The organism is Rhodoferax ferrireducens (genome assembly GCF_049302455.1).
In the GTDB taxonomy this organism is placed as follows: Bacteria; Pseudomonadota; Gammaproteobacteria; order Burkholderiales; family Burkholderiaceae_C; genus Rhodoferax; species Rhodoferax ferrireducens_B.
The window spans coordinates 1-16,473 of the sequence record NZ_JBAQMD010000096.1 but is presented as its reverse complement, the minus strand read 5'-3'; the positions used below and the strand labels follow the sequence as shown (position 1 = coordinate 16,473).

Annotated in this window: 18 protein-coding genes; 3 read left to right on the top strand and 15 right to left on the bottom strand. The window is 59.9% G+C overall.

The features are described 5' to 3' along the window. Positions 1-45 precede the first annotated feature (45 nt). The 13 genes from WA157_RS16135 to phnG form a co-directional block, all read right to left on the bottom strand. The gene (locus WA157_RS16135) at positions 46-615 is read right to left on the bottom strand and encodes a UbiX family flavin prenyltransferase (RefSeq protein ID WP_422621935.1); all 570 of its coding nucleotides are present in this window, start codon (positions 613-615) and stop codon (positions 46-48) included. Next, a complete protein-coding gene (gene ubiT, locus WA157_RS16130; RefSeq protein WP_422621934.1) occupies positions 612-1,094 on the bottom strand; it encodes a ubiquinone anaerobic biosynthesis accessory factor UbiT in 483 nt (160 codons plus the stop codon). Before ubiT ends, WA157_RS16135 begins: the two co-directional genes overlap by 4 nt. A gap of 18 nt (positions 1,095-1,112) precedes the next feature. Next, positions 1,113-2,021 (bottom strand): U32 family peptidase, encoded by a 909-nt coding sequence (locus WA157_RS16125; protein WP_422621933.1) that lies wholly within the window; start codon positions 2,019-2,021, stop codon positions 1,113-1,115. 121 nt (positions 2,022-2,142) lie between these two features. Further along, positions 2,143-3,201, bottom strand: coding sequence for a ubiquinone anaerobic biosynthesis protein UbiU (ubiU, locus tag WA157_RS16120; protein ID WP_422621932.1), 1,059 nt, complete (start codon positions 3,199-3,201; stop codon positions 2,143-2,145). Positions 3,202-3,372: 171 nt separating this feature from the next. Next, positions 3,373-3,669, bottom strand: coding sequence for a DUF2249 domain-containing protein (locus tag WA157_RS16115; RefSeq protein ID WP_422621931.1), 297 nt, complete (start codon positions 3,667-3,669; stop codon positions 3,373-3,375). 134 nt (positions 3,670-3,803) lie between these two features. Continuing rightward, positions 3,804-4,451 carry a DapH/DapD/GlmU-related protein gene (locus WA157_RS16110; protein WP_422621930.1) on the bottom strand — a complete coding sequence of 216 codons (648 nt, stop codon included), beginning with the start codon at positions 4,449-4,451 and terminating at the stop codon, positions 3,804-3,806. A 72-nt stretch (positions 4,452-4,523) separates the two neighbouring features. Continuing rightward, a complete protein-coding gene (locus WA157_RS16105; protein ID WP_422621929.1) occupies positions 4,524-5,666 on the bottom strand; it encodes an alpha-D-ribose 1-methylphosphonate 5-triphosphate diphosphatase in 1,143 nt (380 codons plus the stop codon). A 19-nt stretch (positions 5,667-5,685) separates the two neighbouring features. Next, a complete protein-coding gene (gene phnL / locus WA157_RS16100) occupies positions 5,686-6,384 on the bottom strand; it encodes a phosphonate C-P lyase system protein PhnL (RefSeq protein ID WP_422621928.1) in 699 nt (232 codons plus the stop codon). Further along, the gene (gene phnK, locus WA157_RS16095) at positions 6,381-7,199 is read right to left on the bottom strand and encodes a phosphonate C-P lyase system protein PhnK (protein WP_422621927.1); all 819 of its coding nucleotides are present in this window, start codon (positions 7,197-7,199) and stop codon (positions 6,381-6,383) included. Before phnK ends, phnL begins: the two co-directional genes overlap by 4 nt. Beyond that, positions 7,196-8,119 (bottom strand): alpha-D-ribose 1-methylphosphonate 5-phosphate C-P-lyase PhnJ, encoded by a 924-nt coding sequence (locus tag WA157_RS16090; RefSeq protein ID WP_422621926.1) that lies wholly within the window; start codon positions 8,117-8,119, stop codon positions 7,196-7,198. Before WA157_RS16090 ends, phnK begins: the two co-directional genes overlap by 4 nt. Continuing rightward, a complete protein-coding gene (locus WA157_RS16085) occupies positions 8,116-9,378 on the bottom strand; it encodes a carbon-phosphorus lyase complex subunit PhnI (protein ID WP_422621925.1) in 1,263 nt (420 codons plus the stop codon). The genes WA157_RS16090 and WA157_RS16085 overlap by 4 nt, the downstream gene beginning before the upstream one ends. Before the next feature lie 89 nt (positions 9,379-9,467). Next, entirely contained in the window at positions 9,468-10,067 is a 600-nt protein-coding gene (gene phnH, locus WA157_RS16080) for a phosphonate C-P lyase system protein PhnH (protein ID WP_422621924.1), read from the bottom strand. Beyond that, complete coding sequence (gene phnG, locus WA157_RS16075) at positions 10,064-10,528, bottom strand: phosphonate C-P lyase system protein PhnG (protein ID WP_422621923.1); 465 nt, start codon at positions 10,526-10,528, stop codon at positions 10,064-10,066. Before phnG ends, phnH begins: the two co-directional genes overlap by 4 nt. Before the next feature lie 388 nt (positions 10,529-10,916). Between phnG and argP the strand changes: the two genes are divergently transcribed. Next, a complete protein-coding gene (argP, locus tag WA157_RS16070; RefSeq protein WP_422621922.1) occupies positions 10,917-11,816 on the top strand; it encodes an HTH-type transcriptional regulator ArgP in 900 nt (299 codons plus the stop codon). On the opposite strand, the gene WA157_RS16065 is transcribed toward argP, so the two are convergent. Next, on the bottom strand, positions 11,776-13,056 hold the full coding sequence (locus WA157_RS16065; RefSeq protein ID WP_422621921.1) for a hypothetical protein: 1,281 nt from the start codon (positions 13,054-13,056) through the stop codon (positions 11,776-11,778). The genes argP and WA157_RS16065 overlap by 41 nt on opposite strands. Positions 13,057-13,077: 21 nt before the next feature. Beyond that, a complete protein-coding gene (locus tag WA157_RS16060) occupies positions 13,078-13,815 on the bottom strand; it encodes a fatty acid desaturase family protein (RefSeq protein ID WP_422621920.1) in 738 nt (245 codons plus the stop codon). A 625-nt stretch (positions 13,816-14,440) separates the two neighbouring features. On the opposite strand from WA157_RS16060, the gene WA157_RS16055 reads away from it, so the two are divergent. Beyond that, positions 14,441-15,496: a hypothetical protein gene (locus tag WA157_RS16055; RefSeq protein ID WP_422621919.1), complete on the top strand. Its 1,056-nt coding sequence runs from the start codon at positions 14,441-14,443 to the stop codon at positions 15,494-15,496. A gap of 9 nt (positions 15,497-15,505) precedes the next feature. Then, complete coding sequence (locus tag WA157_RS16050; RefSeq protein ID WP_422621918.1) at positions 15,506-16,405, top strand: DMT family transporter; 900 nt, start codon at positions 15,506-15,508, stop codon at positions 16,403-16,405. Positions 16,406-16,473: the final 68 nt, after the last annotated feature.

Sequence of the window (16,473 nt, the reverse complement as noted above, 5' to 3'; positions counted from 1 at the left end):
GGCGCTGTGATGAGGGCGGTGAAATGGAGCGGAGGAATTGTCGATCTACGAGGCCAGGCCCGTCCAGCGCGTCGCGTCGGGCTGCGGCAGACCCAGCAAATCAATGACCCGGCTCACGCTGTGATCCACCATCTCGTTGATCGACTGTGGGCGGTGATAGAAGCCCGGCACGGGTGGAAAGATGATGCCACCCATCTCGGTCACGCTGGTCATGTTGCGCAGGTGCGCCAGGTTCAGCGGTGTTTCACGCACCATCAAAATCAAACGGCGACGTTCTTTTAGCATCACATCAGCCGCGCGTGTGATCAGGTTGTCGGACAGACCAAGCGCCACGGCGGCCAGCGTGCGCATGGCGCAGGGCGCCACCACCATGCCGTCACATTGAAACGAGCCGCTGGCAATCGCTGCCCCCACGTTTTGCACCGGGTAAAACACGTCGGCCAAGGCTTGCACCTCGGCGCGCGTCATGTCCAGCTCTTGCTGCACGTTGAGCCAACCGGTCTCGGACACCGTCAAGTGGGTCTGCACGCCTTGCATGCCACGCAACATCTGCAACAAGCGCACACCATAAACGGCGCCGCTGGCACCCGAGATGGCGACGATGATGCGCTTCAATGGGATTGCCGTAGCGTCCAGCGGGCGCGCAGTCGTGCCAGCACCTGTGCCGGCTTGAAGGGCTCCAGATTCACCATCGGCAGCTCGATGGCATCAATGGTGTTTTTGACCAGCAGGCCCAGCTCGGTATCGCCTTCCATGGCCAGGCGGCGGCTGAAGAACAGCGTGTCGGGGTCTTCCTGGCGACGTGCCAGCAGCACGAAATCATGTGCGCTGGCGCTGATGGTGAGATCGGCCTCGCCCACGTTCTGGCACGTCACAAAGCGCTTGTTGCGCCACTCAAAGTCAAACGCCCATTGCGCGTCGGTCACGCGCAGGCGCAGTTTTTTGCCCAGCAACATCTGCGTGACGTCAGGGGCCAATTGTTTGCTCAGCGCCAGATTGAGCCCGGTTACAAAGAGCAGGGAGCCGGGGTAGGCGGGCAAGCGCCCCAACATGGCCCCCAGCGGGGTGGGAATCAGCAACGGTTTTGCGCTCATCTTGAATTCCTTGAATAGCTAGGACACCTGTTCCGGGGTGGCAGCGACCTGCTCCAGTCCCGGCTGGCCGTACCAGTAGCCGTTGCAGGCTTTTTCTGGCATCAGCGCGGCCAGTTCAGTGCTGGCCGCAGTCACGCCCGTCTGGCCCTGGATCACCGCTTGAAACAGCTCAACAATGCGCACCGTATGCTGCGACTGCGGGCTGATACGCACCACATCCACGCCCATGTCCCGCATGGCCGGCAACTCCGCCAACAGGTTGTGCACGCGGGCCGATTGGGTCTGGATGCCATTAAGTACCAGGAACTCTTCGCTCTCGCGCGTGCGCATCACCAAACCATCCGGGTGCTCAATACATTTGAACTGGCAGTCGTCCTTGGGCAAATTGCAGTGGCGCGCGGTGAAACAGCGGGCAGAAAACGCCAGCGGCATGCGGCCATAGGCAAACACCTCGGTTTGCACGCCTGGCGGGCAACCGGCCAGCAGCAGCGCCAGATCATCGCGCCCCATCTCCAGCGGCATCACCCAGCGCTTGATGCCCAAAGCCGCCATCCATTGCAGCGTCGGCACGTTGTAGATGTTCAGGTGCGGCCCTGCGACAAAAAAAGCTTTGCCTTCCAGGCAATGCACCGCGCCCATGTCGTTGGCTTCGACCATGAATTGACCGTTGGCGGTGATCTTGTGCAACACCGTCACATCGGCGCCGGACTCGATCAGCACCTGGGTCGACAGCACCACCTCTTTGCCCGCATCACGCAGCGCAGCGGCAATGTCCAGCCAGTCATTCAGCCGTACCTCGTGGCGGCGCGAGCACACCGCTTCGCCCAGGTAGACGATGTCAACCGGCGACTGCGCCACGGCGTCATAAAAAGCCAGCACCTCGTCGCGCGGCCAGTAGTACAGGATCGGACCTAAAGCTAATTTCATCTTGAAGTTCAATATGTTGAGGACGTACGAAAAGCCGTCCCAGCTAGGCGCGCTGCCGTAGACAGTACGGAACGTACGACAAGACAGCGCAACGACGCTGGGGCGGCTTTTCGTGCGTCCTTCATTTCCATGGCCGGTGGTAGGCGCCCAGCGTGTGCTGTTGGCCTTCGGCCACTTTGTCCAGGCTGCTCATCCAGGCGGGTTTGGCGGCATAAAGCTGCGGGTTGGCGCGGCAACTGTCAATCGCCTCGCGCCACACTTTGGTGACTTGCGCCACATAGGCCGGACTGCGCTGGCGGCCCTCGATCTTGATGGCACGCACGCCGATACGCATCAGCTCGGGCAACAAGGACAGGGTGTTCAAGCTCGTGGGCTCTTCAATGGCGTAATAGTTTTTTTCATCACCGACATCAAAACGGCCTTTGCACAGCGTGGGGTAACCGGCGTTTTCGCCCGTGGCGTAGCGGTCAATCAAGACGCCGTTCAGGCGCGACTCGCGGCCCTGCGGCGTTTCGACCCAGCGCACCGCTTTGGGCGGTGAGCACACGCCATTGGTGTTGGGGGCTTCGCCGGTCACATAGCTTGAGAGCGCACAGCGCCCCTCCACCATCACGCACAGGCTGCCAAAGCCAAAGACCTCGATCTCGACCGGGGTTTTCTCCAGCACCTGCTCCACCTGCGTGAGCGAGAGCACGCGCGGCAGCACGGCGCGCGCAATACCAAAGTGCTGGTAATAAAAATCGAGCGCTTCGTAGTTGGTGGCCGAGCCCTGCACCGACAAATGCAGGCGCAGTTGCGGCTGGTGTTTGACGGCGTAAGCCATCATGCCGGGGTCGGCCAAGATCACGGCATCGACCCCGCTGTGCGCGGCGCGGTCGACCGCGCGTTGCCAGAGCTCAGCTTTGGCGGCCTGCGGGTAGGTGTTAAGCGCCACAAACACCTTGCGGCCCCGGTCATGGGCGTAGCGAATGCCGGTCTCAATGGCGGCTTCGTCAAAGTTCAGACCGGCAAAATTGCGCGCGTTGGTGGCATCGCGAAAGCCGAGGTAAACACAGTCTGCGCCGTTGTCCACCGCTGCTTTGAGCGCGGGCAGGCTGCCAGCGGGGCAGACCAGCTCCATCGACGCGGCAACAGGCGCAGCCAGCGGGGGAACAAGGGAGTTGTCCAAAATGGTATTCATCATGGTTGTGGGATTGTGGACCACCTTTAACCGGTGCATCGCTGTCCGCCCCAAAAAGGCCGACAAATCTAAAGGCGCAAGGGTATCAGACCTTGCTGCCAAGTCCAATGATGTAGGTCAATTGGATGGGCCTTAGGCCGACTGCACTGGGTATGAGGCGCCTTGTGGGACTCAGCCGCAGCAGGCGCCACCCGAGCAGCAACTGTCGGATGCGCCGGACACAGCGCTGGCGGCATTCTTGCCGATTTGAACCCGCCACACCTGCGGACCTTTTTCAAGGTAGCTCCAGCTAAAAACACCTGGGGAACGCATCTGAAACTGCTCATTCAGGGGCTGCGGGTCGTGGTCGTTGATCAGTTCCAGCGACTGGCCCGGCAGCAAATCTGAAAAGCTGCTGAATATCAGCGAATGGCGCGCGGGCGGCGCGACCCGGCGCAGGTCAATGGTGGTAGCGAAGGATGTAGACATGGTTTGTCCTTTAAAGAGGTATTAATTATGCATCTTTAATGTAGTCGGGAACACCCAAAAAAGCAATTAGTTAAGCGAATCTTTAGCGCTCCTTCCGAGCCCGACACCGGTGCCCGGGTTCTCAGGGCACTAGCTCAAGGCGCGTATTTCGCCAGGAAACACCGCATGTCCTTGAAATCGGGCATGCGCTCGCTTAGCGTGTCGTGGTCCCAGTCCCACCAGGCGGTGGCTTCCAGGGCTTGGGCAATGGCACGGGGAAAACGCTGGCGGATCACCTTGGCCGGCGCACCGGCGACGATGGCGTAAGGCGCCACATCCCTGGTCACCACCGAGTTGCTGCCGACCACGGCCCCGTTGCCAATGCGCACCCCCGGCATGATCACCGCACCGTGGCCGATCCAGGTGTCGTGCCCAATCACCACCCGTTGCCGGCGGCGCCAGGCAAAGAAGTCGGCATCGTCCTGCGTGTCCATGCCGTACATCGTGGGCCGGTAGGTGAAGTGGTGCAGCGTGGGCCGCTCCATCGGGTGAAAGCCGGGGTTGATGCGCGCCATGTTCGCAATGTTGGCGAACTTGCCTATATCGGTCGACATCAGGTCGCAGTAGTGCTGAACGTAGGCGTAATCGTCGAGCAAGCAGTCTTCCATGCGCGTCTGTTCGCCGACCTGCGTGTAGCGGCCGAAACGGCAGTCGCGCACGATGGCGCTGGCCGACAGGGCCGGCGCCAGCCCCAAGTTGGCAGGGGGTGGCAGGTTATGGGCGTCGATGTGGGTGTAGTGCATGGTGAATACCTTTGATCAGTTGAGGACAGAGCTGGCTCACAACGCGCGAGCTGCGGTCTGTCCCGCAAGGTTTCAGAAAGCCCGTTTGCCAGCCAGCCAGGTTTCCAGCACCACGGGCATGCCGACGCGGTTCATGCGCACACGCAGCAGGTCGGCACGCTGGCCCACTGCCACGTCGCCACGGTCTTGCAAGCGAATCGCCCGCGCCGGATTGACCGTGACGGTGCGCACCGCTTTGGGCAGCGTCCAGCCCTCCAGCTGCCCGAGCATGAAAGTGGCCAGCAGCAGGCTGCTGGGCACGTAGTCGGATGAAAAAATGTCCAGCAAATCGAGCTGCGCCAGCTCGGCGGCCGACACATTGCCCGAGTGCGAGCCGCCCTTGACCATATTGGGCCCGCCCATGATGATGGCCATGCCCGCCGCACGCGCCGCCTGCGCCGCCGCCACCGTGGTCGGGAACTCCGACATCGCCACGCCCTCTGCAACGGCTTGGACAATGTCGCTGAGCAAGGTGTCGTCGTGGCTGGCCAAAGGCAGGCCGCGGGCCTGGCATTCACGCACAATTTCCACCCGGTGTGGCAGCGAGAAGGCCTGCTGGTCGGCCTTGCGCTGCGCAATCATGGCCGCGAACTCGGTGTCGTTGTAGCTGCCATTGCGCTCGGTGTAGCGACGGTAGCTCTTCAGGTCGCGCCACTGGCGCTGGCCCGGCGTGTGGTCCATCATGCTCACCAGTGCCAGCAGCGAGTCGTCGGCGTATTCGTGAAACACCTCCAGCATGTCGGGCGCGGAGAGTTCGCAGCGCAGGTGCAGCAGGTGCTCGACCCGCATCAGGCCTTCTTCATGGCATTGATGCAGCGCGGCGATGGACGTGTGCTGCGTTTGGCTGCGTGTGCCGTCGTCGTCCAGGTCGCCGATCACCACCGAGTCCAGCACGGTGGTGATGCCCGCGGCCGCGCACTGTGCATCGTGCACCGTCATGGCCGAGTGGGCATTCCACAACACGCCGGGGCGGGGTGACAGGTGCTTCTCCAGGTTGTCGGTGTGCACCTCGACCAGGCCGGGCAGCAGCCAGTCGCCAGCCCAGTCTTCGGCGCCGGGCACGGATGTGTTGCCGCTGTCCATGCTGCGGATGATGCCGTCTTCAACCGTCAAGCAGCCGGTGAATTCGTCGTCGGCGGTGACGATGCGGGCGTTGCGGAAAATGCGTTGCTTCATAAAACGTGTTCCTTGAATATCAGACCGGGTTTCGGTGTTGCTCGACGTCAAAGCAGCGCGTGGCCACGGCCGCGCGCACTTCGTCGTCGTGAAAGATGCCGACGATGGCACTGCCCTGCGCGCGGGCTGTATGAATCAGTTCCACCACCACGCGCCGGTTGTCCGCATCCAGAGAGGCGGTGGGCTCATCGAGCAGCAGCACCGGCGGGGCGGTGATCATGCCGTGGGCGATGTTGACGCGCTGCTGCTCGCCGCCCGAGAAGGTGGCCGGTGGCAAATGCCACAAATGCTCGTGCAGGTTCAGGCGTTGCAGCCACTGCGCGGCCTGTGCGCGGGCCTCTTCGGCACTGACACCGAGCCGGCGCAGCGGGTCGGCCACGATGTCGAGCGTCGAGACACGCGGGATCACGCGTAAAAACTGCGAGACATAACCCAGCGTCCGGCGACGCACCTCAAACACTTCACGCGGCGCGGCGCTGGACAGGCTGACCCAATCGCCTGAATGGCGAATGCGCACCTCGCCGCTGCTGGCAGCGTAGTTGCCGTACAGGCAGCGCAGCAAGGAGCTTTTGCCGCTGCCGGAATGCCCGGTCAGCGCCAGGCATTCGCCGGCTTGCACACTCAAGTCAATGCCGGCAAACACCGGCAGTTGCAGGCCGCCGCGCCCGTGCAGCGTGAAGGTTTTGGACAGAGAAATAGTTTCAATGAGAGCGGTCATGGTGTCAGTACCGAGGAAACAAGCAATTGGGTATAGGGATGCTGGGGGTCGTCCAGCACGCGGTCGGTCAGGCCCTGCTCGACCACCTGACCATCCTTCATCACCAGCATGCGCTGCGCCAGCAGGCGCGCCACCGCCAGGTCGTGCGTGACGACCACGGCGGCCAGCTGCAACTCGTCCACCAGCTCGCGCAGCAGGTCCAACAGGCGGGCTTGCACGGAGACGTCCAGACCCGTGGTGGGTTCGTCCATGAACACCAGGCGCGGGTGCGTCACCAGGTTGCGGGCAATCTGCAGGCGCTGCTGCATGCCGCCCGAGTAGGTGGCCGGCAGGTCGTCCATGCGGCCGGTGTCCAGCTCCACGCGTTGCATCCACGAGCTCGCTTCGCTGCGCAGATGGCCATAGTGCCTGGCCCCCAGGGCCATCAGGCGCTCGCCCACATTGGCGCCACCCGAGACGTTCATGCGCAGGCCATCTCTGGCATGCTGCTCGACAAAACCCCAATCGGTGCGCGCCAGCCAGCGCAAGCGCGCCTCCGACAACGCCGCCAGATCTACCAGGCCCGTGGACTCGTTCGCGGATTTTTCAGGGGACTCGGCGCGCACGTCGTAGTGCACAGAGCCTTCGTCGCAAGCCAGGCGCGCCGCCAGCAGGCGCAAGAGCGTGCTTTTGCCCGAGCCGGACTCTCCCACCACCGCCAGCACCTCGCCGGGGTAGAGATCAAAACTCACGTCGCGGCAGGCCCAGCGCGGCTGGCCCTGGTGCACAAAGGCCTTGCCGACCCGGCGCGCCGACAACAACACGTTCGGTTTCATGCGGCCTCCTGCTGGGTTGGCGTGATGGCGTCGGCCGGCGTGACCAAGGCATCGTGCAAAGTCACGGCCTGCTGCGTACCCACATGGCCGGCGTCGCGCCGCTCCTCGCAATAGTCGCTGTCCGAACAGACGAACAGGCGGCTGCCCGCGTCGTCCACGATCATCTCGTCCAGATAACTCTCGCTGGCGCCGCACAGCGCACAGGCGTGGTCCCAGCGCTGCACCTCAAACGGGTGGTCCTCAAAATCCAGGCTGCGCACCGGCGTGTAGGGCGGGATCGCGTAGAGACGCTTTTCGCGACCGGCGCCAAAGAGTTGCAGGGCCGGGTTCATGTGCATCTTGGGGTTGTCGAATTTGGGGATGGGCGAGGGCGACATCAGGTAGCGCTCGTTGACCATGACGGGGTAGTCATAGGCGTGCGAGATGGCGCCGAGCTGCGCAATGTCTTCGTACAGGCGCACATGCATCAGCCCATATTCACTGAGCGCGTGCATCTTGATGGTCTCACGCCGACGGGGTTCCAGCTTGGACAGTGGCTCGGGCATGGGTACTTGGTAGACCAGCGTTTGCGACTCGGTGAGAGGCGCCTCCGGGATGCGGTGGCGCGTCTGGATCAGCGTGGCCTCACGCGTTTGCTCGGTCGTCGTCACGCCGGTGGTGCGGGCGAAGAAGCGCCGGATGTTGACCGCATTGGTGGTGTCGTCCGAGCCCTGGTCGATCACCTTGAGCACGTCATTCAAGCCGATGATGCTGGCCGTGATCTGCACGCCACCCGTGCCCCAGCCATAGGCAAAAGGCATCTCGCGCGAGCCGAAGGGCACCTGGTAGCCCGGCACCGCCACCGCCTTGAGCAGGGCGCGCCGAATGTGTTTCTTGGTGCGCTCGTCCAGAAAGGCAAAGTTGTAATGTTGATCCGTCATGCTGCCTCTTGCTGGGTGCGTATATTGCTATTTCCGAAAACCGAGACATCCGCCCGTTCGGGCTGAGCTTGTCGAAGCCCTTCGACGGGCTCAGGGTGAACGGGTGTGACAGGTTTGTCACGTGCGACTTCGGCATGGGCGGCGCGCAGCTTGCGCACCAGCTCCAGTTCGGCCTGAAAGTCCACGTAGTGCGGCAGCTTCAAGTGCTGCACAAAACCCGAGGCCTCGACGTTGTCGGCGTGTGACAGCACAAACTCCTCGTCCTGCGCCGGGGCCACGCGCGGCTCGCCCAGTTCGTCGGCGCGCAGGGCACGGTCCACCAGCGCCATGGCCATGGTCTTGCGCTCGGCGCCGCCAAAGGCCAGGCCGTAACCCTGGGTGAACTGCGGCGGCACCTCGCGGCTGCCGCTGAACTGGTTGATCATCTGGCACTCGGTGATCTCCAAATCACCAATGTCGACGGCAAAACCCAGCTCGTCCGGCACCAGTTCCACACTGACAAAGCCACGCCGAATCTCGCCGGCAAACGGGTGTGAGTTGGCGTAACCGCGCTGGGTCGAGTAGCCCATCGCCAGCAGCCAGCCTTCATCGCCCCGCGCCAGCGCCTGCAGACGCAGGGCGCGGTCGGCGGGGAACATCAGCGGATCACGGGTCAGGTCGCCCGGTGGCGCCGCATCAAAGGGTTGCGGTGTTTCCAGCAGGCCTTCGCGCGCCAGCAGCTCGTTGATGCGGGGCACGGTGGCCGATGGCGTCTCAAGGGCGAGACACTTTTCCGGCTGGTCTGTGGACGCCTTGGCAGGGCAGTCCGGCGGGGTGTCGCTGGCAGCGGGCGAGTGGCCGGTGTCTTCGCCTTCGGCCAGCAGCGCAAAGTCAAGCAGGCGCTGGGTGTAGTCGTAGGTCGGCCCCAGCAGCTGGCCGCCCGGTACCTCCTTGAACGTGGCCGAGATGCGCCGCACCGGTGCGATGCGCGCGGTGTCCAGCGGCTCGCTGTAGCCCAGGCGCGGCAAGGTGGTGCGGTAGGCGCGCAGCAGGAAGATGGCCTCCATCAGGTCGCCGCTGGCCTGCTTGATGGCCAACGCCGCCAGTTCGGGGTCATACAGCGAGCCTTCGCTCATCACCCGGTCCACCGCCAGCGAGAGCTGTGCGCGGATCTGCGCCACCGACAGTTCTGTGATCGCGGTGTCGCCCCGGCGCTGGGCCTCCAGCAGGCGCCAGGAACTTTCAATCGCGGCAGCGCCGCCTTTTACTGCAACATACATATCAGGCTCCCGCCGGGCCGCCCCAAGGGAAGCCTGCGCCCCCTCGGGGGGCAGTGAATACACAGAGTGATGAGCGTGGGGGTTTCATCCTAGACTCCTTCCAATCGGCGCACCCGCGTCGTGCGGGGCAAGCCCAGCGCGTCTTCGCCGCAGGTAAAAACAATGTCAACACCCTGCGGGAAAGCCGCGTGGTTGGCTTGCCACTGCGCCCAGAAGTCATCGGGCAAGCCTTGCAGACCGACGCGCTGCACGTCCCGAATGCCGGGGCCGCGCCATTCCAGCGCCGGGCCATCGGCCAGACCGGGCAGTTCGATCAGCAGGGTGCTGGAAAACTCGGGCGCCGCCGCCGTGCCCGCCGCGAAGTCGCTCAGCGCGAACCCCTGATGGATGTCGGTGAACACCGCAAAACTGGCCACCTCCGGCCGCTCGGCGAGCACCGCACCGGTGTGAAAACGCAGCCATTGCTGCAAGCCCGCATCGGCGCGCTGCCACCACACCGGGGTTTCATCGTCGCTCAGGCTCAGCAGCAAGCGGGCCATGGCGCCACCCAGCGCCACATCGGGCAGAGCGGGGCCGAAGCGGCGGACTTGTCCCGGCCGCGCCAGCGCGTCCAACACCGCACGAAACGCCTGCTGGCTGTCATGCACGCCGTCCGCCAAACCGGGCGCCAGGGTCTGTGCGCCGTTCATGCCTCACCCCGTACGAAGGTGAAAAACTCGACTTTGGAGCCGGCCACGTCGCGCTGCTTTTGTGCCCGGGCCTGCGCCTGCCCCAAGGCCAGTGGCGCGATGAGGTCGCGCTGCAAGTCGTCGTGGTGCTGCGGGTCTTGCAACAAGGCGTCAAACAGCGCCGCCAGTTCGGCCCGCCGTTTGTCGCGGCCCAGCGCGTAAGACACGCCCAGTGGGCCGTTCCCCAGCCGCACGGCGCAGCGCACCACGCTGGCCTCGCCCAGGTTGAAGGGGTTGCCGGTGCCGCCGACGCGGCCACGCAGCATCACCATGCCGATTTCCGGCGCTCGCACGGGCTTGAGCTCAGGCAGCTCGCCCGCGGCAGGCAGCATGTCTTCCAGTTCGGTCAGGGTGGCGCGCGCCAGCACCGCCAGCCATGCCGGTCGCGTGGGGTAGTCGCTTGTTAGGATGTCGCTTGTCATACAGATGTCTAGAGCAGTCAGTCAAGTTGGGAGCCTGGGCACATGGGCTTGAACACGATGTGCAACCCGGGTAGTTGACTTCGTCAACATGAAAGATTTATGACAGTCGGATAAAGCCTCAATATGCTATGTATTTAATAGTTACTTGCGAAGATTAGACGGGGGGTAGAACCTGTTTATTCACATCAGCTAAATAAAAAGCTACAGGCAAGGACGAGCAGGACTTGATGAATCAAATAGCACTCATAATCAAGCGATACCTCGTGGTCATTTGTGCAAATGACAGCGCCCGAGTTTGGATAACCGAAGCAGCTCTGGTCATGAAAGCCCCGAGCTTGCAGAGATAAATTAACAACGGGAGTCTTGGCAAAAGACCCAGAGGAATCCGATGTTTGATCGCGCGCAATTGGAGGCTTTTTCTGCCGTTGTCCAGCACGGCAGCTTTGAGCGTGCCGCTACGGTGCTGCATGTGACGCGGGGTGCCATTTCACAACGCATCAATGCGCTTGAAGATGCCTTGTCAACCATCTTATTGGTCAGGGAAAAACCCATCGTTGCCACCCGCAAGGGCGACATTTTGTTGCGCCACATCAGGGCGCTCAAAACCCTGGAAGACGACACCATCAGCGCCATCTTGCCCAAGCCGCAAGAGCGCGCGCCGGTGCCCATTGCCATGGCAGTCAATGCCGACTCTCTGTCAACTTGGTTTGGGCCATTGGTCGCGCAACTGCTGGGCCAGTTCAAAATCGCGCTGGAAATCATCAGCGACGACCAAGACCACACCTTTGCCCGGCTGACCAAGGGCGAGGTGATGGGCTGTGTTTCCAGCGAACCCAATGCTATTGCAGGCTTTGAAGCCACACCACTGGGGGCCATGCATTACCTGTGTGTGGCCACCCCTGAATTCAGGCAAAAGTATTTCCCAAACGGCATGTCTATCACCACAGCGGTTACTGCACCAGCCATCTTGTTTGACCGCAAAGATGCGCTGCATGACCAGTACCTGGAACAACTCTTTGGGGTCAAGGTCGCCCAGTACACGCGCCATTATTTGCCCTCACCCACGGCTTTGCTGGATGGCATTTGCGCCGGATTGGGCTACGCCATGGCACCTGGCCTACGGATTGCACCGCTGCTGGAAACAGGGCAATTGGTCGAACTCACTCCCAGTTGCAAGGTGAGCGTGCCTTTGTACTGGCACCACTGGCAGATGGAGCTGCCCTTGGCGCAGGCCATGACGCAAACCATCACGGCACACGCACGCAAGATGCTGGATCAACCGGCCTGAGCCGAGCAACAGCGGCATACCACCCAACCACCAGAAGTGATGCCAGCACCCCGGCCACCAGCGACAACAAATCGGCATCCAGCGTGGTAAGCCCGGCCCAACCAAGCAGGTAACCGATCAAGGATGCAGAAAAGCCAGCCAGCATGGCCAACCAGGCACCTTGAGCGGGGATTTGCCAGCGCGTCAATAGCGCCACAAACACCACGCCAATAGCCCCCAGATACACAATGTTCAAAGCCACCATGGTGTCAATGATGGCCTGCCCCCGTGAGGCAATCAGCCCGCCCAGCAGCACCATCGCCAGATGCACCGCGACGGGGCGGCGCGCTGAACCGATGGCACTCAACGTGGCTGAACTCATGGCCCTAACGATGGCAGCCGCCGAGCCCAAAGCCGCCGTCAGCAGCCCAGCCAGCACCACCCACCCATACCCTGCGGCCAATCGTTGAGCCACCCCCGCCATGATGAAAGGCATGATCTGGTTGCCACTGGCAGGCTGCGCTGCTGATGGCCCATTTTGATACGCCACCACCACCGCAGCGGGCAAAAATCCAAACAAGAACAAAAAACCTGCGGCCATCAAACAACCCAGCGCGGCTGCACGCGGGCTTTTGGCTAGCATGACAAATTGCTGGTAGTCCGCCCCCGTGACCACCAGCGGCGCAATGGCCAGGATGATCACCCACAGGCGCACCCAAGGTATGCGCGGCAAATCAGCCGCAAAAGACGGCACCGCTTCAAGAAGCACCGGCACACCATGGACAGAAAACAAGGCGTACAGCAGCAGCAGGCTGCTGGCAGCAAGACACATGGCAAACACCTTGGCGGCCAGCGCCAGGTGCATTCTGGATGCTGCAAAAATCAGCACCAGCATCAAGGCATAGGCAGGCAATGTCGGCAAGCCCATCAGCTTGACCACCGCCACCCCACCATGGATTTGCGCCGCCAACACGCCACTCATCCAGACCACCGAGAGCAAGGCCACCAGCGTGCTGACTTTTACACCATAGGCTGCACCAAGCACCTGCCAAATTTGCAAGCCACTGCGCCAAAGCTGTGGAGCGGCAAACGCCAGCACCGCAATGCCCAGCGCCGTGACCATGGCATAAATGCTGCCCGCCATTCCCCATTGCAGGGCGACTTCGCCACTGCCAAACAAAAAGCCAATGCCGTAGCTGGCTGAAACCAGCAGGGTTGCTACCTGCAAGGCAGAAAGACCAGTGGATAAACGTGCGTTCATAGGATCGTGATTCATGGTCAGTCAGGCGCGAACAACGGCTTGTTGGCCAAACAGGTAGCTGGTGCAAATGCAAGCGTGTTGCTGAAACACGGTCAGCTTCAACAAGGCCTGATGGGCTGCGGGCAGGTGGTAGTAAGGCACCGTGGGCAGCAGGTGATGGGTCAGGTGGTAGCCGTTGTTTTTGGGGTGAACCATGTAGCGCAGAACACCGCGTGCCGTGATGTCGCGTGAGAACTGAAAAATGCCACCGGGCGTTCTGCCGAAATGGTCACACATTTCACGAAACAGGGTGATGAGAAAGAAGACAGTCGCTCTGGCCGCCAACCACAGCGCAACAAAAACGCCAGTGGTTTGCAGTCCTGCGATGAAGCCAATGCAGACCAAAAGCCCAATCCACCACAGCGCTATGTACAGCAATTTCTGCACACTCAATGGTTTGGCAAAGTCCCCCACCAGCGTGCTGACCCACAGGCGTGGACTGAGCAGATTGGCGTGGAAGGTTTCGCGCCAGCAGTTTCTGTTTGCCCCGGCGGTTGGCATGTAGTCCGGGTCATGCTGCGGATGCCCCAAGTGCATGTGGTGTGCCAGGTGTGTCTTTCGGTAATGCTCAAAGTCGGTAAATAACAAGGGGGCCACCAGGATGCGTGCAATGAGGTCGTTCACCTGCGCCCGCCGACTGATATTGCGGTGACCGCAGTCGTGCAACACATTGCCCAGCGCACGCTGCCTGTTGCCCACCATAAGCAAAGAAGCAGGCACCGCCCACCTCCCCCACTGCATGACCACCCATAACGCGACAAATAGGCATGCCCAGTCAAACGCGATGTGGAGCACCGAACGAAACACAGAGGTTTGAAACAGGGTTGCCTTGTCTCGGCCTATGTAATCCAGGCCTTGCCTTATTTGCTGCAAATCTTTGGAGACGAGTTGCTCGAAATTGGGTAATGCGGCTGGTGTATTGGAGGTTTGTGGAAAAGTAGATGTCGCATGACTCATGAAGGCACTCACGTAGAAGCTGCGACTGCAGCGGGGTGTGAATGCTATGGATCAGAAGGCGTTGGGCGTTGCTGCGTTAGGAAAACTAACGTGCCGTTAGAAAAATTGCCATTTTGTGAAGGCTTGATTTTTTAATGAGTAATTGATTTAACGTTGGTCAAGGCAATTTTGACACTCAAGTTGCGTAATCGAAATTCTTAGCCAACTCGCTACTGGATTTAGCCGTTCATGCAAAGTGTTGCATGGGGAAATTTCAAATCAACAGTACTAAAAATTAACGAATGGTTCCATGCCAACGAGGCTTAACACAGTGATTTTATGTTCCTATCGAAAACATTCAAAATTCATAGTCAGTTAGCTAAAGGTCGACTGTCAACAGGGGAAATCCATGCAACTATTTGAACTGATAGAAACTGCACCTTGCCATGATCCCGAGAAGGCATCGTACGGGGTGGATATCGATGAAGCAAACGAAAAACTTTTCTCAACGAATGATAAAACTGAGAAGAGAGAATTGTTGTTCAATTGGGCAAAAAAATCACAGCCTTGCATCATTGGACGCTTGGGATCGGCCAAGAAGCGTGGAATCCAGATATCCGCCTTCATCGTTGACGAGCAGGATGTTGCACAAGGTGATGCCTATCTCCAGAAATATTTCAGGCAGTGCCGACGCGATTGGAAAGACCAATGTAGGCGCGGGGAAAGCGATGCGGCACTCTATTTTTTGAACGTTGAAAAGCTTAGCCGCATCCCGCCATCAAGCAGCCTGCTGCAAATTTTCACCAAATTTTCGGAGTTTATTTTTCATGAGTTTGGAGCGATCCAACCCGATGTCATTTATACCGAAGCCGCCCCGCTCAACATAGATGAGAAGTTGTATCTATTCAAAGCGGGTGTCAACATTTTTCACACAATTGCTCATTTGACGTCCAATCACGACCGCCGACTCCCTGGTGGTGTGGCCATTTCCGTCAATGCCGTCGGTCACTATGCGAACAATATGGTCAACCAGGGCATGTTCAAAGACGTCGAAGATGCGGTGACTGAGATTCGAAAGTTTGCGTGGCAGTCGATTGGAAATGGTGGAATCGGAGAGAGGGATCTGTCATCAACAAGTTGCCACAATATCGACGCGAAAAATACTTGTCCCTTCGGCGAGCGACCAAGCACGGTACCCGAGAATTTCTCAATCGCAAACTACTCCGCACGCTACCACACGGATATTTTGATTCCGCGCTACTTGACTGAGGTGCCGACTACGGTGGGTGACCCTTCCGTCGAGGATTGGAAATCATTGACGATAGAGTATTTCACTGCTCGCCAGTATCAACTTGGATCGATCGGCTTTGGCATGTTCCATGGATATCCAGTCGACGATGAGGCGGTGTATTTCAATCCGTTTCCTCCGATACGCGCCATCAACTCGCCCGATCTGATTTATTGAGGTACGCCAGTGAAGTCGTACACCGATGAACGAAAAGGAATCCTGCTGACCATCCTGGCAACGCTTTGCTGGGGAGGCGGGATGGTGCTTAGCAAACGCAGTCTAAGTAGTGCAGACGAGAACAGCCTGTTTGTTGTTCAGCTCATCTCCGCTTGGGCCTGCATTCTCATTGTGACGCTGATCGGCGGCAAACTATCCCTTCGAGAATGGAAGCACGGTTGGCTTGGCATATTGGAACCTGGCATAGCGTTTTATCTGGTTCTGGTCGGACTTGGGCGAACGAGCGCAATCAACGCGACGATCCTTCAGTCGATGGAAGGCCTGATGATCATTGGCCTGTCGTTCCTATTCTTTCGAGGCCGGGCCTCGTCCCGCACGCTCTTCTGGGGTGCCCTGTCAACCATCGGTGCCATACTTGTAACCACCAAAGAGAATATTTTGGCCGGGGTATCGATCAACTCGGGGGACTACCTCGTTCTGATCGGTACTCTCTTTGCAGCGATTTATGTCACCCTATCGTCACGCATTGTGGGTGAAAAGAACAGTGCGGAATCGCTACTATTTTGGCAATTAAGCTACTGCACCGCTCTGGTCATAGGCTATTTGGTGTTGCGAGGCGAGTTTTCCCCGCATGTTAATCAGTTCAACGTCTATTCCGTGTCGTCCGGTGCCCTTGCTTATGGGATGTCGTTCTACTTTTACTTACTGGGCATGAAATATATACCTACCAGTTTGTCGGCCATTTTGCTTTGTTTGACCCCGATATTCGGTGTTTTCTTTTCGGTACTATTCCTGTCAGAAACAATCAACGCTCAGAACATTGTGGGTTTTGCGGTGATTTTGGTTTCGTCGATAAAGCAACATCTATTCTGTAAATTTCGATTTTGGTTCTGTGTTGTTGCGCAATAGCGTCGGGTCAAGGCTTCATGTTCAGGTAGATTTTTGCGGTCATCCACTCCTCGTCTTGTTCGGCCAGC